The sequence below is a fragment of the Sphingomonas leidyi genome (genome assembly GCF_011761945.1).
GTDB classification, from domain to species: domain Bacteria; phylum Pseudomonadota; class Alphaproteobacteria; order Sphingomonadales; family Sphingomonadaceae; genus Sphingomonas; species Sphingomonas leidyi.
In genome coordinates this window covers 149,541-170,109 of the sequence record NZ_JAASQV010000003.1, presented here as the reverse complement: position 1 = coordinate 170,109, position 20,569 = coordinate 149,541, and the positions used below count along the sequence as shown (strand labels likewise).

Sequence of the window (20,569 nt, the reverse complement as noted above, 5' to 3'; positions counted from 1 at the left end):
AATGAGCATGCGTGGGGGGGAGGCCGGATTCGGCGATGACGATCGCCTTCCCTGGCTGGAGACGGTGGAGGAGGATTATCGCGAGGGGCCATCCTTCGGTCGCCTCCTGCTGCTCGTCGTCCTGCTCCTCGCCGTGCTCGGCGCGGGGGCGTTCGGCTATTATTGGTACCAGAAGCAGAAGAGCCTGGTCGGCAATGGCGAGCTGATCGCTGCGCCCGAAGGCGACTACAAGGTCAAGCCCGACGAACCCGGCGGAATGAAGGTGGATGGGGAGGGGGACACCGTCTTCGCCACCAGCCAGGGCGACAGCGGCAATTCGAGCATCGACACCAGCGCGCTTCCCGAGGCGCCGGTGGACGGCAAGAAGGTGACGGAGAAGGCGCCGACGCTGACCGGGGAGAAGCATGCCAAGGTCGCGATCCCCTCGAGCGCGGCCGTTGCCAAGACCGAGGCCCAGCCCAGGCGCGTGCCGGCGATTGCTCCGCAGGCCGGTGGCGCGGGCGCGCTGATCCAGCTCGGCGCCTTTCCGGATGAAGGCGGCGCCAATGCCGCCTGGGCGCGCCTGTCGAAGCGCTTCTCCTATCTCGCGCCGCTGGGCAAATCGGTCGAGCGCGGCGAGAAGGACGGCAAGTCGGTGTTCCGCCTGCGCGTGAATGCCGGCTCGAACGGTCAGGCGAAGGAGCTCTGCGGCAAGCTCAAGGTGGCGGGCGAGAGCTGCTACGTGGCGAATTGACGGCCGGGCGCCGCGCCCTGCGGTCCTGCTGACGGCACGTCATGCCGTGCAGGCATGACCGATGTCGGGGGAGGGGCTTATCCGGCGCCTCCGGCTCCGCTAAGACGCTTCCATGAAGCCCGTAATCTTCGGCGTATCCGGCCTGTCGCTCACGGCCGAAGAGCGCGATTTCTTCCGTGACGCCGATCCGCTCGGCTACATCCTGTTCAAGCGCAATTGCGAGAGCCGCGACCAGATGCGCGCGCTTACCGAGAGCCTGCGCGAGCTGAGCGGCCGGGCCGATTTGCCGATCCTGATCGACCAGGAAGGCGGCCGGGTCAGCCGGATGGTGCCGCCCGAATGGCCGGCCTTCCCGGCGGGCGAGAGGTTCGGCAGGCTCTATGACGTCGCACCCGTCTCGGCGATCGAGGCGGCGCGGGCGAACTATCATGCGCTGGGCATGATGCTCGCCGAAGTGGGCGTGACCGTCGATTGCGCGCCGCTGCTCGACGTCGTCACGCCCGAAGTGACCCAGGCGATCGGCGACCGCGCCTTTGGCGGCGAGCCGATGCGGGTCTCGGCGCTGGGACAGGCCTGTGTCGAGGGGTTGCGCCGGGGCGGCGTGGTCGGCGTGGTCAAGCACATGCCGGGCCATGGCCGCGCGCTGGTCGACAGCCATCTCGAGCTGCCGCGCGTGCGCGCCGATGCGGCGGCGCTGGAGGCCGACATCGCGCCGTTCCACGCGCTCAGGCATGCGCCGATGGGCATGACCTGCCATGTGGTGTTCGAGGCATGGGATGCCGAGCGCCCCGCCACGCTCTCGCCCAGGGTCATCGGCGAGATCATTCGCGGCCGCATCGGCTTTGACGGCCTGCTGATGACCGACGACATCGATATGAAGGCCCTCTCCGGAACGCCGGGCGAGAAGGCAGCGCAGGCGCTGGCGGCAGGCTGCGACGTGGTGCTCGATTGCTGGGCGCGAATGGAGGAGATGGTCGAGATCTCCGGCCTGCTGCCCGACGCCACGCCGATGTGCATCGAGCGGCTCGACCGGGCGATGGCGACCACCGGCGCGGACGAACCCGAGGCGGACTTCGCGGAACTGATCGCCAGGCGCGACGCGCTGCTGGCGCTGGCGTGACTTCTCCCTCCCTTCGGAGGGAGATGACACCGCCGCTCCGACCTGCTTAATTCCCGGCATGGACGTCGAGACACCCGACACCCTGAAGATCGACATCGACGGCTGGGAAGGGCCGCTCGACCTGTTGCTCGCGCTCGCACGCAATCAGAAGGTGGACCTGCGGCAGATCTCGATCCTCCAGCTCGTCGAGCAATATCTCGATTTCGTGAACCAGGCGCGCGAACTCAGGCTCGAGCTGGCTGCCGACTATCTCGTGATGGCCGCCTGGCTGGCCTATCTGAAATCGGCGCTGCTGCTCCCGCGCAACCCCGAGGAGACGCCGAGCCCCGAGGAGCTGGCGTTGCGCCTGCAGCTGCGCCTCGAGCGGCTGAACGCCATGCGCGATGCCGGTGCCCGGCTGATGGCGCGCGACCGCACCGGGCGCGATAACTTCTTCCGTGGTGCGCCGGAGGGACTACGGGTGCTGCGCAAGGCGCGCTGGGAAGCCGAGATCTACGACCTGATCGCCGCCTATGGCCGGATCAGCGCGCGCACCCGGCCGGTGATGCATGTGGTCGCGCACCGCGACGTGATGACGCTGGAGGCGGCGATCGAGCGGGTCTCGGCACTGATCGGCACGCGGATCGAATGGAGCACGCTCCAGTCCTTCCTTCCCGAAGGCGCGACCGGGCCCTATGCCAAGTCGGCGCTCGCTTCGTCCTTCGTGGCCGCGCTCGAGCTGGCCAAGCAGGGCAGGGTGGAGCTGCGGCAGAAATCGGCCTTTGCGCCCCTCTATCTCAAGGCCGCCGGATGACTCCCGAGGACGCAGCTTCGCGCGCGGTGGAGGCCGTGCTGTTCGCTTCCGAGCACCCGATGACCGTGGACGAGATCCGCGCCCATGTCGGCGCGGAGATCGACCTGCGCGGCGCGCTCGCCGCGCTGGAGGCCCTGTATGCCGGGCGCGGGATCGAGCTGGTCCGCCGCGGCGACCGCTGGCACTTTCAGACCGCGGCCGATCTTGCCCATCTGCTGCGCCGCAACCGGGAGGAGAGCCGCAAGCTCAGCCGTGCCGGCATCGAGACGTTGGCGATCATTGCCTATCACGAACCGGTGACTCGCGCCGAGATCGAGGCGATCCGCGGCGTACAGATCTCCAAGGGTACGATCGACGTGCTGATGGAGGCGGGCTGGGTGCGCCCGGCCGGCCGCCGCGAAGTGCCGGGACGGCCGCTGATGTATGCCACCACGGGCGGCTTCCTCACGCATTTCGGCCTTTCCAGCCGCCGCGACCTGCCGGGGGTCGACGATCTGAAGGCTGCCGGACTGCTCGATCCGGTCGACCTCGCCATGGAGGTGCTGGGCGAAAGCGACGCCGCCGAGGCACCCGAAAGCGAAACTGTCACAGACGACGAATAGGGCGCTCCCGCGTTGGCCATTGCCGCTGCTGCGCGCGGGGCCTAGATAGAGCTTGAATCAAGGAGATTTGTTATGGGTATGGGCAGCATCTGGCACTGGCTCGTGCTGGGCTTGATCGCGATCCTCCTGCTCGGCGGCGGTCGCTTCTCGAACATGATGGGCGACGTCGCCAAGGGCATCAAGCAGTTCAAGAAGGGCATGTCCGAAGACGAAGAGGACAAGCCGGCAACCCGCATCGAAGGCAAGGCGGCTCCCGAGCCTACCGTGCAGCGCGAGGCCGAGGCCGCGCGTGAAGAGAAGCTCTGAACTTCCGCGCCGCTCCCGGCTCAGGGCGCCGGGGGCCGCTTCTGGCGATTTGATCGATGCTTGATTTCAACGCGCCCGAATTCGTGGTCGTCGCCATTGTGGCGCTGCTCGTGATCGGGCCCAAGGATCTGCCCAAGGCGATGCGCTTCGTGGGCAAATGGTTCGGCAAGGCGCGTGCGGTGACGCGCCAGTTCCGCTCGGGGTTCGATGCCATGGTCCGGGAGGCGGAGCTGGCCGAGCTGGAGAAGCAATGGGCGGAGGAGAATGCCCGCATCATGTCCGAGCATCCGCCGGCGGCGCTTCCCGCGCCCGCGGCGGAGGTGCATCATCTTGCCGAGGATGCGCCGCCCGTAATGGTGGAGCAGCCCGCGATCACCGGCGAGACGCCCGGCGTCTCCGCGCCCAAGCCCAAGCCCAAGCCCAAGCGCACCCGCAAGGCGCCCGCCGCGGCGGTCGAGGCCCCGGCCGCCGAGAAGATCGTCAAGCCCGCGCCGAAGCCCCGGGCGCGCAAGGCTTCCGCCGCCGGCGCAACCGCTCCGGTTGAGGCAGGCAAGCCTGCCGCCAAGCCGCGCACCCGCAAGCCTGACGCGGTTCCGCCGGCCGAGGCCGCCGAATGAGGGACATCGACGATACCCAGCAGCCGCTGCTCGAGCATCTGATCGAGTTGCGTCGCCGCCTGCTCTACTGCGTGGCCGCGCTGCTGGTGACGTTCGCCGCCTCGATGTATTTCTCGCGGGAAGTGCTCAGCATCCTGGTCCATCCGCTCGCGGAAGCCGGACAGAAGAAGATCATCTACACGCAGGTCTTCGGGGCTTTCTTCGTCCAGCTCAAGGTGGCGTTCTTCGCGGCGATGATGCTGTCCTTCCCGGTGATCGCGACCCAGCTGTGGCAGTTCGTCGCGCCGGGGCTCTACCGGCGGGAGAAAAAGGCGCTGCTGCCTTTCCTGCTGGCGACGCCGGTGCTGTTCATCGGCGGTGCCGCGCTGGCCTATTTCGTGGCGATCCCCACTGCCCTGCACTTCCTGCTCGGGTATCAGGGGGATCTCGGCAACAGCGGCGTCAAGCAGGAGGCATTGCCCGAGGCCGAGAAATATCTCGATTTCGTGATGCAGTTCCTGTTCGCGTTCGGCATCACTTTCCTGTTGCCCGTGCTGCTGATGCTGCTCGAGCGGGCGGGAATCGTCACCTACGAACAGCTCAAGGGCGCCTGGCGCTATGCCGTGGTCGCCGCCTTCGCGATCGCGGCGGTGCTGACGCCGCCGGATGTCGGTTCGCAGCTGCTGCTCGCGATCCCGCTGGTTGGCCTCTATTTCCTGTCGCTGGCGGCGATCTGGTTCACACGCCGCCGCCGTCCGGCAGCCGAACCCGAAGCCGAGGACGAGGTGGAGCCAGCCGAGGCCTGACATGAAAGACCCCTCCCGTCAGGAAGGGGTTCTTCTTCCGCCTTGGGATGCTGGTTATTTGGCGTTGTCCGCGGCCTTGGCGACCGTGTCGCCGGCCGAGGAAACGTCCCGGCCCATGCCTTCGATCGTGTTGCAGGCCGAAACCAGCATCGCGCCGGCAAGCGCGGCGCAGGCGATGATCTTACGCATCTTCACTCTCCAGAATACTGGCCCCATTGGGGGCGCAGGACCAATGCACAGGTCGCCGCAAACGTTCCGTTCGCGCAGCAAGTATCTGGGAATGCTAGGAAAGGTGCCAGGTAGCCCGAAATTTTTAGGCCCGGAAGCGTCACCGGGGGGGGGAGGGTTGACGCTTCCGGGCCCATGTCTTGGATAGCGAGAGCGGGGGGGCAAAAGGTCACTATCCGAAGTGCAGAACGGTCCATGCGGGCCCGGGTTCCACGCCCTTCGATTTTTTTCGAACTTTTTTATCCAGGTTATTGCTCGGGCCAGTCGTCCCTAGGGGCGTCCGGTGATCGCGATCGCGGCCTCATAGGCGCCGCTGAGCGGATCGTGGTGCAGCTTGGTGCGCAGCTGCCGGGCGAGGCCGCCGATCACGCGGCCATAGCGATTCTCCACCAGCGTCTCGATCACGGGGCTCTCGACCAGGGCGGGCGACGAGACGCGGAGGAGCGCCCTGCGCTCGTCGTCGTCGATCGGCTTGATCGAGATGCGTATCTGGGCGGACGGATTGCAGTTCATCGCCAGCTCGACGATCTCGGTGAGCAGGAACGCGACGGCGATCGCCACGTCCTGGTTCACCAGCACCGGCGAGACGTCGAGCGTCACGCCCAGGCCCTGGGCGCGCTCGGGCGCGGTGGCCCGGATATTGGCGGCGAGCTCGCCGATGACCGAGCGCAGGTCGAGCCCGCGATTCTCTTCCAGCTCGGCATAGTGATGGCGATGGACCACGGCGAGCGCGTCCACCCGGCGCTGGATCGAGGCATAGGCCTCGCTGGCTTCCTCGCTCCTGGCGCTGCGGGCGTGGAAGTTTATCAGGCTGGCGATCACCTGAAGATTGTTCTTCACCCGGTGATGGACCTCGCGGGTGAGCTTGGTCTGGCGCACCAGCCCCTCGGCCAGGTCGGCCTCGTGCTCCTTCACGGTGCGGCTGATATCGCGGAAGGTATCGCCCAGCTCGCGAATCTCCGCGGCGGGCATGTCGCCGAAGCGCTCGATGTCGATGACTTCGCCCGGCTTGTAGGCGCCGACGCTGGCACGCAGGCGGCGGAGCGGCCGGATCAGCAGGATGTCGACGACGAACCAGCTGATGCCCGCCGCGGCGATCCACATCAGCACCAGCACCACGGTGTTGATGATCATCGGCGAGGTGATCGGGGTGCCCAGCATCGACATTTCGAGTTCGAGTCCGTCGATGCCCAGATTGCTGGGAATGGTCTCGCGACGATCGAGCGGTCCCGCGCCCTCCAGCTTGCGCAGCACCAGCCGATCGCCGCGCTGTATCAGCGCCGCGCCATATTCGGGGACGAAGCCGCTCGGCTGGGCCACTGCGGCGAGCGTGGCCTTGGAATAGAATGCCGTCGCGGTGCTGCCGGTCCGGCCGCCGATACGCAGCGTCATGCCGTCGGCCTCGAGCGTGGTCCGCACCTGGCGGTGCTGGAGTCTCTCCCTGTCCTCCGCACGGAATCGCTGGCCGCAGATGACGCGGCCCTCGCCGTCGGCGATCGAGAAACGCGCTCCCGCCGTGGTGGCGAAGGTGCCCGCCAGGCGGGTGCAGGCCGGAACGTCGTGGGGGTTGGCCTCCAGCGCGGCCAGCGCGTCGGCGAGCTGGCTCACATGGTTGACCAGGATGTCGCGCAGCACGCCCGAGCTTTCGCTGGCCGCGGCGCCCAGCCGCGCGCGCGCTTCGGTATCCGCGTTTCGGGTGCTCTGCAGCGTGGTGAACAATGCGATCAATGCCAGCGGCAACAGGCAGAGGATCAGGTAGAGGAAGACCTTGGCGCCGGTGGGCAATTGCACCAGCGCCGCGGCCGGACGAATCCTGGCGCGCGGTTCTTCGTCTGCGATGTCCATGGACTCCGGACTAGTCGAGCTTCTTCAGCAGGTCGAGCAGATCGTCGGGAACGGCTTCGCCCAAGGCCTCGTCATAGGCCTGACGCAGCGCGACGCCGACATTGCGACCGGGGCGACCGGTTTCCTTTCCGCCATCGGATTTGGGCGGTTTTTTCATTTTCTCATCCGCGGAACGCACCAATTCCCCCCTGCGCCGTAGCGTTACCCACGGCCCGGACTAAAAGCGACCTGTTCCGGATGCAACTTCCGGAATTGAACGAAAGCCACCGGTCGCATGGGGCCGGCGGCTGAGCGGCAACACTACGCAGCATCTGCCATGAAACCAAATAGCGCCTCGTTTGTTCCACAGGCGATGCAATATCCGGGGAGGGGCTTCCTTCGGGTGGCACGAATGAGGATTGCAATAGCTCGGAACGGGGATGAAACAATCCGTTCCGCACTCGTAGGAGAATAGTTCGACCATGTCGCTTGGACAGCAACTTGCGCCGCATCTTCCGTTGCTCCGCCGCTATGCGCGCGCGCTCACCGGCAGCCAGGCCGAAGGCGATCGCTATGTGCGCGCGGCGCTCGAGGCAATCGTCGCGGCGCCGGACCAGTTTCCCCGCGAAGTCGATCCGCGGCTCGGCCTGTACCGCACCTTCCAGGCGATCTGGCAGTCGACGCATCTCGAGGAAGAGGATGCGGTCGCGGATGCCGCCAACGAGAATGAGGCGATCGCCCGGAAGCGGCTTGCGCGCCTCACGCCGCTGTCGCGCCAGGCGCTGCTGCTCACCACCGTCGAGGGCTTCAGCATCGAGGATGCCGGGTATCTGATCGAAGAGGATGCGGGACAGGTGCAGAAGCTGGTGGGCGAGGCCGTGGCCGAGATCGAGCGCCAGACGCGCACCCGGGTGATGATCATCGAGGACGAACCGCTGATCGCGATGGACCTGGAGCAGATCGTGCGCGATCTTGGCCATGAGGTGACTGGCGTTGCCGTCACGCGCGACGAAGCGGTGGCGCTGGCGATGGAGGACCGGCCCGGGCTGGTCCTCGCCGACATCCAGCTTGCCGACGACAGCTCGGGCATCGATGCGGTGAAGGACATCCTCGCCGAATTCTCGGTGCCGGTGATCTTCATCACTGCCTTCCCCGAGCGGCTGCTCACCGGCGAGCGGCCCGAGCCGACCTTCCTGATCACCAAGCCGTTCCAGCGGGAAACCGTGAAGACGACGATCAGCCAGGCGCTGTTCTTCGATCAGGCGACCGTGCCCGCCTGATCCTCGCGAAAAATCCGGCGCGGGTTCCACATGATACGGACCCAAAACGGTTTTCGCGGGTTGTAGATGGCATGGCTGAGAATGATGAATCCATCCATCTCGACACCGAGCAGGCCCGCGCCGGCGCTACGCCGCACATGACGCGCTACGTACTGGGCTATGGCCTGGTGCTGGTTATCGTCGCGTTCGCCGTGATCCTTCTCTTCTGACCGCGCACGGCATGAATATGCTGGCAATCGCGGCGACCAAGCCTATCTCTGGAACAGGCCGCTTCCACGCGGCCCACGCAAAAAAGCGGGATCGAATGAGTCAGTCCGAACAGCCCGAGGACAAGGGAACCGAGGCGCCGCAGGAGCATGTCTCGCTCTCCGACCCCGAGTTCAAGAAACAGCTCGCGATGGTCATCCCGCATCTGCGCGCCTTTGGCCGTTCGCTTTCCGGCAGCCGCGATCTCGCCGACGATCTGGTGCAGGAGACGCTGCTCAAGGCCTGGGCCGCGCGCAAGCGCTTCCAGGCGGGCACCAACATGCGCGCCTGGACCTTCATCATCCTGCGCAATCTCTATCTCAGCCAGATGCGCCGCGCGCGCTTCAAGGGCGAGTGGGACGATCTGGTCGCCGACCGGCTGCTCGCCGCGCCGGCGAGCCAGGACCGGCATGTCGAGCTTTCGGACATGCAGCGCGCGCTGCTCCATCTTCCCCAGCCGCAGCGCGAGGCGTTGATCCTCGTCGGGGCCGGCGGCTTCGCCTATGAAGAGGCGGCCGAGATCTGCCAGGTTGCCGTCGGTACCATCAAGAGCCGCGTCGCGCGCGGGCGCGTTGCGCTCGAACATCTGCTCAGCGAAGGCCAGCTGCCTTCGCGGCGCCTCGAGCCGGGCACTGCCGAGGGCAAGACGGCGCTCGACACGATCATGGGCGAAGTGGACGACCTCAGCCGCGATCGCGGCGACCTCTCGGCCAAGTAAGCCGGACACCGCGCAAAATTCAGGCCGCGTTCCCCGGGGGGAGCGCGGCCTTCTCAATATTCGATATGCAAGGTTCAGCGCGGCCGGTTGAGCTGGCGGAGCATCGCCGCCATGTCGTCCGGCAGCCCCGCGTCGCGGGCATAGGCGTCGCGCAGCGCCAGGCCGATCGCGTCGCTGGCGCGCGGCGCCTCGACCCGATATGCGGGCTGCCGGGCTTCGTTGGCCGAGGCTGAAGTCGTCTGGTTCATGTTGCTAGAACAATTCAATTCTCGTTTTGTTGCTTGACTTTTTGCAATGCACCGTTTCGCAGGTGGCTGATTCCGTGACTGAAACGCCTCTTCCCGCCGATCTTGCCGACGCCGTCGCGCGGGCGCATGCGCACGCGCCCTTCCTCGACAACCTGCTCACGCGCGAAGCGGCCCTGGTCGCGGATCTCGAAGCCGCCCTTGCGGATCCCCATGCGGCGGCGCGGGCGGTCACGGGCGAAATGAGCGAAGGGGCGCGGCTGCGCATCGAGCGCCGCCGGCTCGCGCTCCTCGTGGCCCTGGGCGATCTATCGGGCCGGTTCGACCTCACCCGCGTCACGCATCTGCTCACCGATTTCGCCGACGAGGCGCTGGATCGTGCCATCCGCACGGCGATCCTCGAACGGACCCCGGATGCCGATCCGCGCGGATTCGCCGCGATCGCGCTCGGCAAGCAGGGCAGCCGCGAGTTGAACTATTCGTCGGATATCGATCCCATCCTGCTCTTCGATCCGGAGACATTGCCCTGTCGCCCGCGCGAGGACGTGCAGGAAGCGGCGGTGCGGATCGGCCGCCGCGTGGTCGAGCTGCTCCAGGCCCGCGACGGCGACGGCTATGTGTTGCGCGTCGACCTGCGCCTGCGCCCCTCGCCCGAAGTGACGCCGATCGCGTTGCCGGTCGAGGCGGCGATCTCCTATTACGAGAGCCAGGCGCTGCCCTGGGAGCGCGCCGCCTTCATCCGCGCGCGGGCCTGTGCCGGCGACCGTGCGCTTGGCGCCTATTTCCTCGACGCGATCCGTCCCTTCGTTTGGCGTCGCGCGCTCGACTATGGCACGATCCGCGAGATCCGCGACATCAGCCGCCGTATCCGCGATCATTATTCGCAGGCCCAGGCGTTCGGCCCGGGCTACGACCTGAAGCGGGGCCGGGGCGGCATCCGCGAGGTCGAGTTCTTCGCCCAGATCCACCAGCTCATCCATGGCGGCCGCGAACCGTCGCTGCGCGCGCCCGCTACCCGTGACGCGCTTGCCGCGCTGGCCGAGGCGGGGCGGATCGGGGTCGACGAGGCCCAGGACCTCACGCGGGCCTATATCGCGCTGCGCACGATCGAGCACCGGCTGCAGATGGTCGACGATCGCCAGACCCACCAGCTGCCCGAAAACCCGGACTCGCTCGACAATGTCGCCCGGCTTCACGGGCTGGCGGACGGCGCCGCGCTCACCGATCTGCTCAGGCCGCACGTCATCCGTGTCGGCGCGGTCTATGACAGCCTGGCGGGCGAGGAGGAGCAGCGGCTGCCGAGCGAGAGCGCGCCGCTCGAGGCGAAGCTCGGCGCGGCCGGGTTCGAGCGGCCGGACGGCGCGGCGCGGATCGTCCAGGGCTGGCGTGCCGGCACCTATCCGGCGCTGCGCACCCCCGCTGCCCGGGAAGCGCTGGAATCGGTGCTGCCCGGCCTGATCGACGCTTTTTCCCGCGCGCCCGACACGGTGCATGCGATCACCCGCTTCGATGCGATGCTCTCGCGCCTGCCCAGCGCGATCAACTTCTTCCGCCTGCTCGAAGCCCAGCCGGGCCTTGCCCAGCTGCTCGGCGCGATCCTCGCGCTGGCGCCCACCCTTGCCGAGCAGCTGGGGCGGCGCGCCGAACTGCTCGACGGGCTCATCGACGCGACTGCGCTGGCGCCGGTTCCCGATATCGAGACGCTCGCCGCCGGCATGCGCCGCTGGGAGCCGGGCTCCGACTATCAGTTCCAGCTCGAGTTCGTCCGGCGCTTCGTCAACGAGAAGCGTTTCGCGCTGGGCGCGCAGATCGTCGCGGGGGCAGGCGATCCGCTGGAGGTCTCCACGGGCTATGCCCGCGTCGCCGAGGCGGCGATCGAGACATTGGCCACCGCGACGGTGGCCGAATTCTCGCGCAACCATGGCGCGGTGCCCGACAGCGAACTGGTGATCCTCGCACTCGGCCGGATGGGCGGGCAGGCGCTCACCCATGCCTCGGACCTCGACCTGGTCTATCTCTTCACGGGCGATTATGCGGCGGAAAGCGACGGCGCCAAGCCGCTCGGCGCGGTGACCTATTACAACCGGCTCGGCCAGCGCGTCACTGCGGCGCTCTCGGTGCCGACGCCCGCCGGGCCGCTCTACGAAGTCGACACCCGGCTGCGCCCGTCGGGCGCGCAGGGCCCGCTGGTCGTGTCGCTCGACGGTTTCGAGAAATATCAGCGTCAGGATGCCTGGACCTGGGAGCACATGGCGCTCACCCGCGCCCGCCCGGTCTTCGGCTCGCCCTCCGCGCGGGCCCGGGTCCAGGCGATCATCGATGCGGTGCTCCGGGGGGAGCGGCCGGATCGCGACATTCGGGCCGAGGCCGTCAGGATGCGTGCCGACATGGCGGCGCACAAGCCGCCAAAGGGGCCGCTCGACGCCAAGCTGCTCGATGGCGGGCTGGTCGACCTGGAGTTCGCGGTGCATGTGACGCAGCTCGTCCGCCATGCCGGCTTCGAGCCGCGGCTGGGGCTGGCGATCGACGCGCTGGCGGGGCAGGGGCTGTTGCCCCCTGGCATGCGTCCCGCGCATGATTTCCTCACGCGGCTGCTGGTCACCATGCGGCTCGTCGCGCCCGATGCGCAGCCGCCGGGTTGCGCCACCCAGGCGCTGATCGCCCGCGCACTCGGGCTCGAGGGCTGGGACGAGGTGGTTGCGCAGCTCGACCGGACCCGGCAGGAGGTCCGCGATTGCTGGGCGTCGGTGCGCGGCCCGGCCTGAGGAGAAGAAGATGGCTATCGAGGAAGGCGACAAGATCCCCGCGGTCGATCTCGACGGGACCGAAGGCGAGGCGATCGCGCTCGCGGACAAGGTGGGGAAGCCCTTCGTCCTCTATTTCTATCCGAAGGACGATACTTCGGGCTGTACGCGCGAGGCGCAGGACTTCTCGGCGCTGCTGCCCGAGTTCGCGGCACTGGGCGCCGAGGTGCTGGGCGTTTCCAAGGATCCGCCGATCAAGCACCAGAAGTTCATCAACAAATACGACCTCACCGTGCCGCTCGCGACCGATACCGAGGGCAAGGCGATGGAAGCGTTCGGCGTATGGGTGGAGAAGCAGCTCTACGGCAAGCGCTACATGGGCATCGATCGCTCGACCTTCCTGTTCGACGACCAGGGCAAGTTGTTCCGCGCCTGGCGCCGGGTGCGCGTGCCCGGCCATGCGGTGGACGTGCTCGAATCGATCAAGGAAATGCAGGCGCGGTGATGCGTCGGCTGCTCGCCTCGATCGCGGCGTTGGCGCCTGCGGCCGTGCAGGCGCAGGAGTTGCCGCCAATACCGCGCGTACTGTTGAACACGGCCGCATTGGTCTGCGTGAAGGTCGATGCCGAGGGCAGGGTGGACGCCTTCTTGCTCGATTCGAAGGGCGATGCGGCGCGTGACAGGGCGGTTCTCGCCTGGGTACGCGAACTCAGATGGCCCGCCGCGCAACCGGGAGAGGAAGGCGTACGCAACCGTTGGTTCCCGATGCCGGTGCAGTTCGGTGATGTCCCGGCGCCCCAGATCCCTCAGAGTTGCGCACCCGGTGCCGGCCGCATCTGACATGACCCGGCGCACCATTGCCCAGGCCTGCCGCGCGGTGCTTGCCGCCGCGGCGCCGGCCGACAAGGTAAAGGCCGCCCGCGCCGCCGCGCGGGACTGGCGGCTGGGACGGCTGGCCTTCGCATTCGACGTGGCGATGCCCGATCGCCCCGCACGCCCCGACAAGCCGGAGCTGCTCCCGCCCAACCGCATGCCCAAGCGCGGCAAGGGCGGCTCCGAACGCGGGCGCATCGCGCTGATCCATGCGCTTGCCCATATCGAATTCGCCGCGATCGATCTGGCCTTCGACGCCGCGGGGCGCTTCGGCGAGCGGTTTCCGCGCGGTTTCACGGATGACTGGATGCAGGTCGGCGCTGACGAAGCGATGCATTTCGCCCTGCTCGACCGGCGGCTACGAAACCTCGGCAGCCATTATGGCGCGATGCCCGCGCATGACGGATTGTGGGACGCGGCGGCCGAGACCGCGCATGATCCGCTCGCCCGGCTGGCGGTGGTGCCGATGGTGCTGGAGGCGCGCGGGCTCGACGTGACGCCGGCAACGATCGAGCGATTTCTGGCGGCAGATGATGCAGTTACGGCGCGCATCCTCACACGTATTCTGAACGACGAGGTGCGGCACGTTCGCGCTGGGACCCGGTGGTTCGAATCAGCGTGCCGCGAAAAGGGTTTCGCGCCCGAAACAACCTGGCAGGCGTTGGTGACGCGCCATTTCGGCGGCTTGCTTAAGCCTCCGTTCAACGACTCGGCGCGCGACTCAGCCGGTTTGTCCCGCGATTATTACCAACCTCTTGCCGTGGACTGATTCCTCGGGCCACAAGCCACCGTCCAGAGGCGGAGGGGCTGCTTCCTGCGACGTGGTGACAATTGAAGTACGGCAACCGGGTCGCGTTTCGGTGCTTGCTTCCATGAAACTTGCCGGGGAATCATGGCCAAGGCGTCGAACATCAAAACCACTACCGCGGCTCAGCGGTTCCGTGCTTTTTTCACTACCCGCGATTTTATTTTCCATGACGGCCGCGACCTGAAGCGTTTCAGCATCGCGGGCCGCACCCAGGCGCTGCTCGCCGGCGTCGCCACCGTCACCGTGCTGTTCTCCGCCTATGGCGTGGCCCAGGCCGCCGTGGGCGCGATCGCGATCAGCGGCGTGACCGGTACGCCCGCTTCGCCGGAAGCGCAGGTCGCCCGGATGCGCGAGCAGGTCGAGAAGATGCAGGCCGACGTCACCGCCGCCAAGGAGGCCGCGCGCCTCCAGGCCGCGCGCGTCGAGCAGCACCAGGCGCTGATCAGCGCGACGCTCACCGGCAAGGGCGATCGCAAGGTGATCGAACAGCCGCTGCCGGGCGCTTCGCAGCGCACCAGCGCCGTCGCCAATGAAGTCCTTGCGCCGCTCAAGCGCGTGGAAGCGCGCCAGATCGCGCTGGCCGGCAAGGCGCGCGCCGCCGGTGAAGCCCGTTACCAGCAGACCGCGAGCGAGCTTCGCCGCCTCGGCCTTTCGCCCGAGCGCTATGTGAAGGTGCCGGCGATGGGCGGCCCCTATGAGCCGGTCGACAACGACAATGCGAGCGGCAGCGACGCTTCGGCCGAAGCCGCCGATGCCCAGTTCCGCGCGCTGTTCGTCACCTGGAAGAAGCTCGACATGCTCGAGCAGACGGTGATCTCGATCCCGTCGATGCAGCCGGTCGACAAGCTCACCTTCACTTCGAATTTCGGGGTCCGTTCGGATCCGTTCCGCGGCACCGCCGCGATGCATGCCGGCGTCGACATTCCCGGCGCGCTCGGCACGCCGATCTATGCGACGGCCGACGGCGTCATCAGCCATGCCGGCCGGCAGGGCGGCTATGGCAATCTCGTCCAGATCAACCATGGCCGCGGCATCGAGACCCGCTACGGCCATCTCTCGAAGATCCTCGTCGCCGACAATACCCGCGTGAAGCGCGGCCAGCTGATCGGCCTGATGGGCTCGACCGGCCGCTCGACCGGCAGCCACCTCCATTATGAGGTGCGCGTCGATGGCAAGGCCGTGAACCCGATCCCGTTCCTGCAGACCGGCGAGTATCTCGCTTCGGTGCAGGACCGCGTGGCCGGCGGCGTCGGCGGCCCGGCGACGAACAAGTAACAGCGCGTTCCAGAGTCAGGAGAGGAGAGGGCCGCCCGCGAAGGCGGCCCCTTTCTTTTTTGGCCCCTTTCCTTCCTGGGCGTCAGGCGCCGATCCATCCCTGCGCCACACCGTCCTGGATCAGGGCGGCCAGGGTCTGGGAGGTCTTCTCCAGCTGGGTGACGACTTCGGCCAGCGTTGGGTTGCCGGAACTGACATAGGGCGCGAATGCCCCGCGCTGGAAGGGGCCGGAGGGCGCGCCCCAACCGTGCCGACGCGTCGAGAGGAGCTGGTTCCCCGAAGCATCGAAATAGACGGCCATGTGGATATGGCCCGAACAATCGATATAGCCGGCCTCGCCGCCGGTCGCGTCGACGATCTTCAGCGCGCGCGCGGCGCTCGAATTGGTGCTGCGCAGCGTGAGTACCGACTTGCTCGGGTCCGGCGCCGTCGAGCGCGTCAGCACCTGGCCTTCGGCGGTGGTGTAGCAATTGCGCCCGCCCAGGTCGGAGATATTGGCCTGGCCCAGGCCGAAGCCCGCGCCGAGGATCCAGCAGTCCCGCGAATTCGCCGTGAACTGGATCTGATAGGTCGCCTGTCCTCCGGGATTCTCCACGCGCGGCTGGATCAGCATGTTGCTTTCGCCGTTGATCGTTGCGGCGACGACTCCGCCGGCCGGGCTCGCATTGTCCTCGAAGGAAGGCTTGAGGAAGACGTTGTTGTTCAAGGCAAAGGCTTCGGTTTCGCCGTTGTCGACAAGCAGGTTGGTCGTCGAGACCGCCGGATATTGGGAATTGTGATTATAGGCGCCGCAGATGAAGTTGTTTTCATTGCAATAGCCGCCGCCGGATTGGCTGAGGCGGTGGTTGGTCCGGTTGTCCGCGAGGGATTCGAACGTCACGACGTTATAGGCGAATCCGTGCCCCATGCCGATGCAGTGCAGGCCGATGCTGAAGCCGAGGACGCTGGTGACCTGAAGGTTGGAATGCACCAGATTCACCAGCCGCACCCCGGTGCTCCCGCCGCCCGATCCCGGCGCTCCCGAGGTATCGGGCGAGGGGGTGTCGCGATAGATCTTTACACCGCTTACGGACAGGTTGGACCGGTTCCCGGCCTCGCTGCCAATGACGACCGCCGGCTTGGCGGTGGCGGTGGAGGCGATTCTTCCCAGCCAAGTCAGGGTCGCGCCGTCGGGCAGGTCGAACACGATCGTGTTGTCGCCCGTGAAATGCCTGCCGGGATCGAGGATGAAATGGGGCGTGGTCAGGGTCTTGGCATGATCGATGGCTGCCTGCAGCGGGACGGAGACATCATCGGCGGGGCCGGTGCCGGTACCGGCAAGGCATGCCGCCTGTTGTGCACCGGTATAGAAGTCGAACGCGCGAACGATCATATATTGCTCCTCTGGCGAACGGGGTCATGCTGCAGAATGCAGCCAGTTCGATCTACGCCCTTGCGCGCGGGCTGGCCGGCACATTCGTCGCGCATGCCGCGGCAACCGAGACGAAGGCGAAACGAAAATGGACCTTCCCGCATTCTGCCCCGAGATTCCCGTCTCCGATCTGCCCGCCGCGCTCGCCTATTACCGCGACCGGCTGGGCCTCGCGGTCGACTGGTCGGATAGGGAGCTCGGCCTTGCCGGCGTCTCGCGCGGGGCGACTCGGGCGTTCCTGAGTAGCGCCGCCTATCGCGATCCTCTCGGCAATCGGCCGCCGGTCGTGCTTTGGCTCAATCTCGCAAACCGTGCCGAGATCGACGCGCTCCATGCCGAATGGGCAGCGGCGGGTGCTGCCATCGATGCGCCCCCCGCGGCGAAGCCCTACAAGCTCTACGAATTCTTCGCGCGCGATCCGGATGGAAACCGCCTCCGGATATTCTACGACTTTGCCTGGGAAGAACGCGCAGCGGGAAGCGGGGCGCGCTGATGCATTGCCTCGCGTGCGCCGCCTCCCTATCTCGGTGCCATGGTAGCGCTCCTTCAGCCCGAGATCGGCCTGACTCCATCCGCCGCTGCGCGCGTCGCTGCGATCGCGGCCAAGCAGGGCAAGCCTGCGATCCTGCGCTTGTCGGTGGAGGGCGGGGGCTGTTCTGGCTTCCAGTATAAATTCGGTTTCGCGGATAGGGTGGAGGACGGCGACGAAGTCGCCGAGCTGGACGGCGTCCGGCTGGTCGTCGATTCGATCAGCCTCGATCTGGTGCGGGGCGCGAATGTCGATTTCGTCGACAATCTCGGCGGCGCACACTTCACCGTGCAGAATCCCAACGCGGCTTCAGGCTGCGGCTGCGGCACCAGCTTCTCGGTCTGAGCGGAAGGCCCCCTTTGCCCAAGATCGTCACCTACAATGTCAATGGCATCAAGGCGCGCATGGAGCGCCTGCTCGAGTATCTTGCCGAGCAGCAGCCGGATGTCGTCTGCCTCCAGGAGCTGAAGGGCGCCGACGAGACGTTGCCGGTCAGGGAGATCGAAGCGGCGGGCTATGGCGCCGTCTGGCACGGTCAGAAGGGATTCAACGGCGTCGCGATACTGGCCAGGGGCCGGCAGCCCGTCGAGCGCCAGCGTGGACTGGCGGGCGATCCGGAGGATGCGCATAGCCGCTATATCGAGGCCGAGATCGGCGACGACCTGGTCGTCGCGTCCATCTACCTGCCCAACGGCAATCCGCAGCCTGGCCCCAAATTCGACTATAAGCTGAAATGGATGGAGCGCCTCGCCGATCGTGCGCAGGCGTTGCTCGCGGAGGAGCGGGCGGTGGTGCTGGCCGGCGACTACAACGTCATCCCCAATGACGACGACACCTTCTCGGTTCGCGCCATGGCGACCGACGCGCTCATGCAGCCCGAGAGTCGCGAGCGCTATCGCGCGCTGCTGGCACAGGGCTGGACCGATTCGCTGCGTACCCGCTTTCCCGGCGGCGGCATCTGGACCTTCTGGGACTATCAGGCGGGGGCCTGGCAGCGCGACGCGGGCTTCCGCATCGACCATCTGCTGCTGAGCCCGATTGCCGCCGATCGGTTCCTGGGGGCCGGCGTCGACAAGGAATATCGCGGCCGCGAGAAGGCCAGCGATCACGCGCCCACCTGGGTCAGCCTCCGCTAGACTGACCGTTTCCGGACAAGGGCGGTGTCCGCTTCCGGACGCGCATCCCGGACAAATCCCAAAATCTGGTGTGTATTGCTGTGTTATGGCACGTCATCACGCTGTCATGAACGGCTAAACCATTGAAATTGCTTAACTCTGAAACTTGGCACGCCGATTGCGAAGCATGAGGCACAGGCGGGAAGGAGCGCCTGTCATGTCTGCAGGTAAAGGAGTTGAGGATATGAACAGCAAGCCCATCCAGTCCGCCTTCCTGGCGATTGCCGCCACCGTCACGCTGGTTGCCGGCGCCGTATCGCCGGCGCTCGCCCGCGCCAATGATCCGGCCAAGGAGGCCAAGAAGACCGACGACCAGTCGGACAAGGCAGCGCAGAAGCGCTACTGCGTCCAGGGGACGTCGACCGGCACGCTGATGCCCAAGCGCGAATGCCATACGCGTGCCGAGTGGATCGCCCGCACCGGCGTCGATCCGGTCAAGGAAGTCCAGAAGAACTGAGCGGATCGTTCCGCGCCCTTCGCGGCGAACGGGCCGGCGCGTCGACCGCGCAGCGCCCTTCGCCGGCGAGCCCCCAATCATCGAGGAATCCAGCCATGACCCGCAAGTCCATCCTTTCCGCCGCCGCTGTCCTGCTGGCGGGCGCCACCTTCGCGGCTGGCGCCGTCTCCCCTGCTGCCGCTGCCGGAAACGATCCCGCCAAGGCGAAGCAGGAACAGGAGCAATCGCCGGCACAGGCCGCCAAGGCCGACACCCGCAAATATTGCATGAACACCGAAACGACCAGCTCGCGGATCCTGAGGCGCGATTGCCGCACGCGCAGCGAGTGGCTCGACCTCGGCGTCGATCCGATCGAGGCGATGAAGCGACGTTGAGGCCCCCGGAGGGCGCCCGCGGCGGATTAAGTGCAACGTGCCGCCGTGGCGCGACTTCCTCCAGCCGGTTCCGGCCGGCGCCGGCTCGCTCCGCGATCCCTCGGGGGCGGGCCGGCTTGCCGTCCGCGGCGGCGCTCAGAGCGGCTTCTGGTAGATCGCGTATTCGCGGTTCACCCAGGAATCGATCGCGTCGGCGATCGCGTTCATGCCCTGGTTGTCATCGAGCACCCAGCCGATCTCGCCGCGGGTCGCGCCATAATTGGCCACTGCCGCGCGGCGGATATATTCGATCATCATGAAGGCCAACTGGCTCGCCATGCGCGACGCCTGGAGCCGCTTCACCACGCCCATCAGCGGCACGCGCATCGTCCGCGCCTTGGGCTTGCGCAGCCACAGCAGCAGCTTGGCCCAGCCGAAGGGGAGGAGCGAGCCCTTGAGCGGCTTCAGCTGCTCGTTGAGATCGGGCAGGGTGACCATGAATGCTACCGGCTCGCCCTCGAGCTCCGCGATCAGGATCAGGTCCTCGAATACCAGCGGCTTCAGCTTCTTGCCGACATCGTCGATCTCGGGCTGGGTGAGCGGAATGAAGCCCCAATTGTCCGACCATGCATCGTTGAGGATCGCCATGATGATTGCGGCCTCCCGGTCGAACTTTGACTTGTCGACCTTGCGGATGCGGATCTTGGGGTTCTTCTCGCCATTCTCGACGATGCGGTTGATCAGCGGCGGGAACTGCTTGCTCACGTCGAGTTCGTAGGTGAGCAGCTTCTTGGCTTCCTTGTAGCCGGCCGCCTCGATCCAGCCCTGATATTTCGCCGGGTGGTGGCCCATCAGCACCGTGGGGGAATGGTCGTGGCCCTTCACCAGCAGGCCCGGCTCCTCCCAGATCGACAGGCTCACCGGGCCGAACGCACGCGTCATGCCCTTGCCGCGCAACCAGTCCTCGGCCGCGTTGATCAGCGCCTTGGCGGCATTCTGGTCCTCGGCCTCGAACATGCCCCAGAAGCCGGTACCGGGGCCGAATCCCTTTTCGGGCGGCATATCGAGGGCCAGGAAGTCGATATGCGCGGAGATGCGGCCCACCGGCTCGCCGTCGCGCTCGGCAAGGAACAGCTGTGCTTCGGCATGGCTGAACCAGCCATTCTTCTTCGGGTTGATCGTCCCGGCCACTTCGTCGCGCAGCGGCGCCACCCAGTTCGGGTCGTCGCCGTTCAGGCGATAGGCGATCTCGATGAACTGCTTGATGTCGCGCTTGGACGAAACGGGACGGATGCTGAGGGGGCCGCTGGGCAAGGGAAAAGCCCTTCTGTTGGTTTGATCCAGCGCAATGCAGTCCTTCGCCGCGGAGCCAGTGTCAAGCGCGGCAATTGCGGCGGGCAGGGCGGCACCTAACCGCTGGAATGCCACCATAAAGCCACTATCTGAG

Annotated in this window: 26 protein-coding genes; 20 read left to right on the top strand and 6 right to left on the bottom strand. The window is 66.9% G+C overall.

Annotated elements, in window-relative coordinates; genetic code table 11:
* Positions 1-7: 7 nt before the first annotated feature.
* The 7 genes from FHR20_RS16150 to tatC all read left to right on the top strand — a co-directional run bounded on the left by FHR20_RS16150 (position 8) and on the right by tatC (position 4,956).
* Entirely contained in the window at positions 8-733 is a 726-nt protein-coding gene (locus FHR20_RS16150; protein ID WP_167300910.1) for an SPOR domain-containing protein, read from the top strand.
* A gap of 112 nt (positions 734-845) precedes the next feature.
* Positions 846-1,853, top strand: a complete 1,008-nt coding sequence (nagZ, locus tag FHR20_RS16145) for a beta-N-acetylhexosaminidase (protein WP_167300660.1) — start codon at positions 846-848, stop codon at positions 1,851-1,853.
* 58 nt (positions 1,854-1,911) lie between these two features.
* The gene (locus FHR20_RS16140) at positions 1,912-2,646 is read left to right on the top strand and encodes a segregation and condensation protein A (RefSeq protein WP_086130381.1); all 735 of its coding nucleotides are present in this window, start codon (positions 1,912-1,914) and stop codon (positions 2,644-2,646) included.
* Positions 2,643-3,248 (top strand): SMC-Scp complex subunit ScpB, encoded by a 606-nt coding sequence (scpB, locus tag FHR20_RS16135; protein WP_167300659.1) that lies wholly within the window; start codon positions 2,643-2,645, stop codon positions 3,246-3,248. Before FHR20_RS16140 ends, scpB begins: the two co-directional genes overlap by 4 nt.
* 72 nt (positions 3,249-3,320) lie before the next feature.
* Positions 3,321-3,554 (top strand): twin-arginine translocase TatA/TatE family subunit, encoded by a 234-nt coding sequence (locus FHR20_RS16130; RefSeq protein ID WP_086130383.1) that lies wholly within the window; start codon positions 3,321-3,323, stop codon positions 3,552-3,554.
* Between the two features lie 56 nt (positions 3,555-3,610).
* A complete protein-coding gene (gene tatB / locus FHR20_RS23175) occupies positions 3,611-4,171 on the top strand; it encodes a Sec-independent protein translocase protein TatB (protein WP_167300658.1) in 561 nt (186 codons plus the stop codon).
* Positions 4,168-4,956 carry a twin-arginine translocase subunit TatC gene (gene tatC / locus FHR20_RS16120; RefSeq protein WP_167300657.1) on the top strand — a complete coding sequence of 263 codons (789 nt, stop codon included), beginning with the start codon at positions 4,168-4,170 and terminating at the stop codon, positions 4,954-4,956. The genes tatB and tatC overlap by 4 nt, the downstream gene beginning before the upstream one ends.
* Positions 4,957-5,010: 54 nt before the next feature.
* Here tatC and FHR20_RS16115 read toward each other — a convergent pair whose 3' ends face one another.
* The 3 genes from FHR20_RS16115 to FHR20_RS16105 all read right to left on the bottom strand — a co-directional run bounded on the left by FHR20_RS16115 (position 5,011) and on the right by FHR20_RS16105 (position 7,207).
* Positions 5,011-5,145, bottom strand: a complete 135-nt coding sequence (locus FHR20_RS16115) for an entericidin A/B family lipoprotein (RefSeq protein WP_167300656.1) — start codon at positions 5,143-5,145, stop codon at positions 5,011-5,013.
* Between the two features lie 309 nt (positions 5,146-5,454).
* A complete protein-coding gene (locus FHR20_RS16110) occupies positions 5,455-7,029 on the bottom strand; it encodes a sensor histidine kinase (protein WP_167300655.1) in 1,575 nt (524 codons plus the stop codon).
* Between the two features lie 10 nt (positions 7,030-7,039).
* Positions 7,040-7,207, bottom strand: coding sequence for a NepR family anti-sigma factor (locus FHR20_RS16105; protein ID WP_275915807.1), 168 nt, complete (start codon positions 7,205-7,207; stop codon positions 7,040-7,042).
* Between the two features lie 283 nt (positions 7,208-7,490).
* Between FHR20_RS16105 and FHR20_RS16100 the strand changes: the two genes are divergently transcribed.
* The 3 genes from FHR20_RS16100 (at position 7,491) to FHR20_RS16090 (ending at position 9,252) form a co-directional block, all read left to right on the top strand.
* A complete protein-coding gene (locus FHR20_RS16100; protein ID WP_167300654.1) occupies positions 7,491-8,288 on the top strand; it encodes a response regulator in 798 nt (265 codons plus the stop codon).
* A 71-nt stretch (positions 8,289-8,359) separates the two neighbouring features.
* On the top strand, positions 8,360-8,497 hold the full coding sequence (locus FHR20_RS16095) for a hypothetical protein (protein WP_167300653.1): 138 nt from the start codon (positions 8,360-8,362) through the stop codon (positions 8,495-8,497).
* A 95-nt stretch (positions 8,498-8,592) separates the two neighbouring features.
* Complete coding sequence (locus FHR20_RS16090) at positions 8,593-9,252, top strand: sigma-70 family RNA polymerase sigma factor (protein ID WP_086130388.1); 660 nt, start codon at positions 8,593-8,595, stop codon at positions 9,250-9,252.
* Positions 9,253-9,326: 74 nt separating this feature from the next.
* Here the strand turns inward: FHR20_RS16090 and FHR20_RS16085 are convergent, their stop codons facing one another.
* Complete coding sequence (locus FHR20_RS16085; RefSeq protein WP_167300652.1) at positions 9,327-9,500, bottom strand: hypothetical protein; 174 nt, start codon at positions 9,498-9,500, stop codon at positions 9,327-9,329.
* Between the two features lie 74 nt (positions 9,501-9,574).
* Between FHR20_RS16085 and FHR20_RS16080 the strand changes: the two genes are divergently transcribed.
* From FHR20_RS16080 to FHR20_RS16060, 5 genes are all read left to right on the top strand, one after another.
* Complete coding sequence (locus FHR20_RS16080) at positions 9,575-12,262, top strand: bifunctional [glutamine synthetase] adenylyltransferase/[glutamine synthetase]-adenylyl-L-tyrosine phosphorylase (RefSeq protein ID WP_167300651.1); 2,688 nt, start codon at positions 9,575-9,577, stop codon at positions 12,260-12,262.
* 10 nt (positions 12,263-12,272) lie between these two features.
* A complete protein-coding gene (locus FHR20_RS16075; protein WP_167300650.1) occupies positions 12,273-12,746 on the top strand; it encodes a peroxiredoxin in 474 nt (157 codons plus the stop codon).
* Complete coding sequence (locus FHR20_RS16070) at positions 12,746-13,081, top strand: energy transducer TonB family protein (protein ID WP_167300649.1); 336 nt, start codon at positions 12,746-12,748, stop codon at positions 13,079-13,081. The genes FHR20_RS16075 and FHR20_RS16070 overlap by 1 nt, the downstream gene beginning before the upstream one ends.
* Before the next feature lies 1 nt (position 13,082).
* On the top strand, positions 13,083-13,883 hold the full coding sequence (locus FHR20_RS16065; protein ID WP_167300648.1) for a ferritin-like domain-containing protein: 801 nt from the start codon (positions 13,083-13,085) through the stop codon (positions 13,881-13,883).
* Between the two features lie 123 nt (positions 13,884-14,006).
* On the top strand, positions 14,007-15,197 hold the full coding sequence (locus tag FHR20_RS16060) for a M23 family metallopeptidase (protein ID WP_167300647.1): 1,191 nt from the start codon (positions 14,007-14,009) through the stop codon (positions 15,195-15,197).
* 82 nt (positions 15,198-15,279) lie between these two features.
* On the opposite strand, the gene FHR20_RS16055 is transcribed toward FHR20_RS16060, so the two are convergent.
* Positions 15,280-16,569, bottom strand: coding sequence for a hypothetical protein (locus FHR20_RS16055; RefSeq protein ID WP_167300646.1), 1,290 nt, complete (start codon positions 16,567-16,569; stop codon positions 15,280-15,282).
* A 127-nt stretch (positions 16,570-16,696) separates the two neighbouring features.
* Here FHR20_RS16055 and FHR20_RS16050 point away from each other — a divergent pair, with 127 nt between their 5' ends.
* The 5 genes from FHR20_RS16050 (at position 16,697) to FHR20_RS16030 (ending at position 19,143) form a co-directional block, all read left to right on the top strand.
* A complete protein-coding gene (locus FHR20_RS16050) occupies positions 16,697-17,101 on the top strand; it encodes a VOC family protein (protein ID WP_167300645.1) in 405 nt (134 codons plus the stop codon).
* Positions 17,102-17,140: 39 nt separating this feature from the next.
* On the top strand, positions 17,141-17,482 hold the full coding sequence (erpA, locus tag FHR20_RS16045) for an iron-sulfur cluster insertion protein ErpA (RefSeq protein ID WP_167300644.1): 342 nt from the start codon (positions 17,141-17,143) through the stop codon (positions 17,480-17,482).
* A gap of 14 nt (positions 17,483-17,496) precedes the next feature.
* Positions 17,497-18,273 carry an exodeoxyribonuclease III gene (gene xth / locus FHR20_RS16040; protein ID WP_279589443.1) on the top strand — a complete coding sequence of 259 codons (777 nt, stop codon included), beginning with the start codon at positions 17,497-17,499 and terminating at the stop codon, positions 18,271-18,273.
* Between the two features lie 223 nt (positions 18,274-18,496).
* The gene (locus FHR20_RS16035; protein WP_167300643.1) at positions 18,497-18,769 is read left to right on the top strand and encodes a hypothetical protein; all 273 of its coding nucleotides are present in this window, start codon (positions 18,497-18,499) and stop codon (positions 18,767-18,769) included.
* Positions 18,770-18,864: 95 nt separating this feature from the next.
* Positions 18,865-19,143, top strand: coding sequence for a hypothetical protein (locus FHR20_RS16030; RefSeq protein ID WP_167300642.1), 279 nt, complete (start codon positions 18,865-18,867; stop codon positions 19,141-19,143).
* A 135-nt stretch (positions 19,144-19,278) separates the two neighbouring features.
* On the opposite strand, the gene FHR20_RS16025 is transcribed toward FHR20_RS16030, so the two are convergent.
* Positions 19,279-20,436 (bottom strand): GNAT family N-acetyltransferase, encoded by a 1,158-nt coding sequence (locus FHR20_RS16025; protein WP_167300641.1) that lies wholly within the window; start codon positions 20,434-20,436, stop codon positions 19,279-19,281.
* Positions 20,437-20,569 lie beyond the last annotated feature (133 nt).

Coding starts and splice junctions, on each gene's coding strand:
- FHR20_RS16150 (WP_167300910.1), top strand. CDS start 8: ATGCGTGGGGGGGAGGCCGGATTCGGCGATGACGATCGCCTTCCCTGG.
- nagZ (WP_167300660.1), top strand. CDS start 846: ATGAAGCCCGTAATCTTCGGCGTATCCGGCCTGTCGCTCACGGCCGAA.
- FHR20_RS16140 (WP_086130381.1), top strand. CDS start 1,912: ATGGACGTCGAGACACCCGACACCCTGAAGATCGACATCGACGGCTGG.
- scpB (WP_167300659.1), top strand. CDS start 2,643: ATGACTCCCGAGGACGCAGCTTCGCGCGCGGTGGAGGCCGTGCTGTTC.
- FHR20_RS16130 (WP_086130383.1), top strand. CDS start 3,321: ATGGGTATGGGCAGCATCTGGCACTGGCTCGTGCTGGGCTTGATCGCG.
- tatB (WP_167300658.1), top strand. CDS start 3,611: ATGCTTGATTTCAACGCGCCCGAATTCGTGGTCGTCGCCATTGTGGCG.
- tatC (WP_167300657.1), top strand. CDS start 4,168: ATGAGGGACATCGACGATACCCAGCAGCCGCTGCTCGAGCATCTGATC.
- FHR20_RS16115 (WP_167300656.1), bottom strand. CDS start 5,145: ATGCGTAAGATCATCGCCTGCGCCGCGCTTGCCGGCGCGATGCTGGTT.
- FHR20_RS16110 (WP_167300655.1), bottom strand. CDS start 7,029: ATGGACATCGCAGACGAAGAACCGCGCGCCAGGATTCGTCCGGCCGCG.
- FHR20_RS16100 (WP_167300654.1), top strand. CDS start 7,491: ATGTCGCTTGGACAGCAACTTGCGCCGCATCTTCCGTTGCTCCGCCGC.
- FHR20_RS16095 (WP_167300653.1), top strand. CDS start 8,360: ATGGCTGAGAATGATGAATCCATCCATCTCGACACCGAGCAGGCCCGC.
- FHR20_RS16090 (WP_086130388.1), top strand. CDS start 8,593: ATGAGTCAGTCCGAACAGCCCGAGGACAAGGGAACCGAGGCGCCGCAG.
- FHR20_RS16085 (WP_167300652.1), bottom strand. CDS start 9,500: ATGAACCAGACGACTTCAGCCTCGGCCAACGAAGCCCGGCAGCCCGCA.
- FHR20_RS16075 (WP_167300650.1), top strand. CDS start 12,273: ATGGCTATCGAGGAAGGCGACAAGATCCCCGCGGTCGATCTCGACGGG.
- FHR20_RS16070 (WP_167300649.1), top strand. CDS start 12,746: ATGCGTCGGCTGCTCGCCTCGATCGCGGCGTTGGCGCCTGCGGCCGTG.
- FHR20_RS16065 (WP_167300648.1), top strand. CDS start 13,083: ATGACCCGGCGCACCATTGCCCAGGCCTGCCGCGCGGTGCTTGCCGCC.
- FHR20_RS16060 (WP_167300647.1), top strand. CDS start 14,007: ATGGCCAAGGCGTCGAACATCAAAACCACTACCGCGGCTCAGCGGTTC.
- FHR20_RS16055 (WP_167300646.1), bottom strand. CDS start 16,569: ATGATCGTTCGCGCGTTCGACTTCTATACCGGTGCACAACAGGCGGCA.
- FHR20_RS16050 (WP_167300645.1), top strand. CDS start 16,697: ATGGACCTTCCCGCATTCTGCCCCGAGATTCCCGTCTCCGATCTGCCC.
- erpA (WP_167300644.1), top strand. CDS start 17,141: ATGGTAGCGCTCCTTCAGCCCGAGATCGGCCTGACTCCATCCGCCGCT.
- FHR20_RS16035 (WP_167300643.1), top strand. CDS start 18,497: ATGAACAGCAAGCCCATCCAGTCCGCCTTCCTGGCGATTGCCGCCACC.
- FHR20_RS16030 (WP_167300642.1), top strand. CDS start 18,865: ATGACCCGCAAGTCCATCCTTTCCGCCGCCGCTGTCCTGCTGGCGGGC.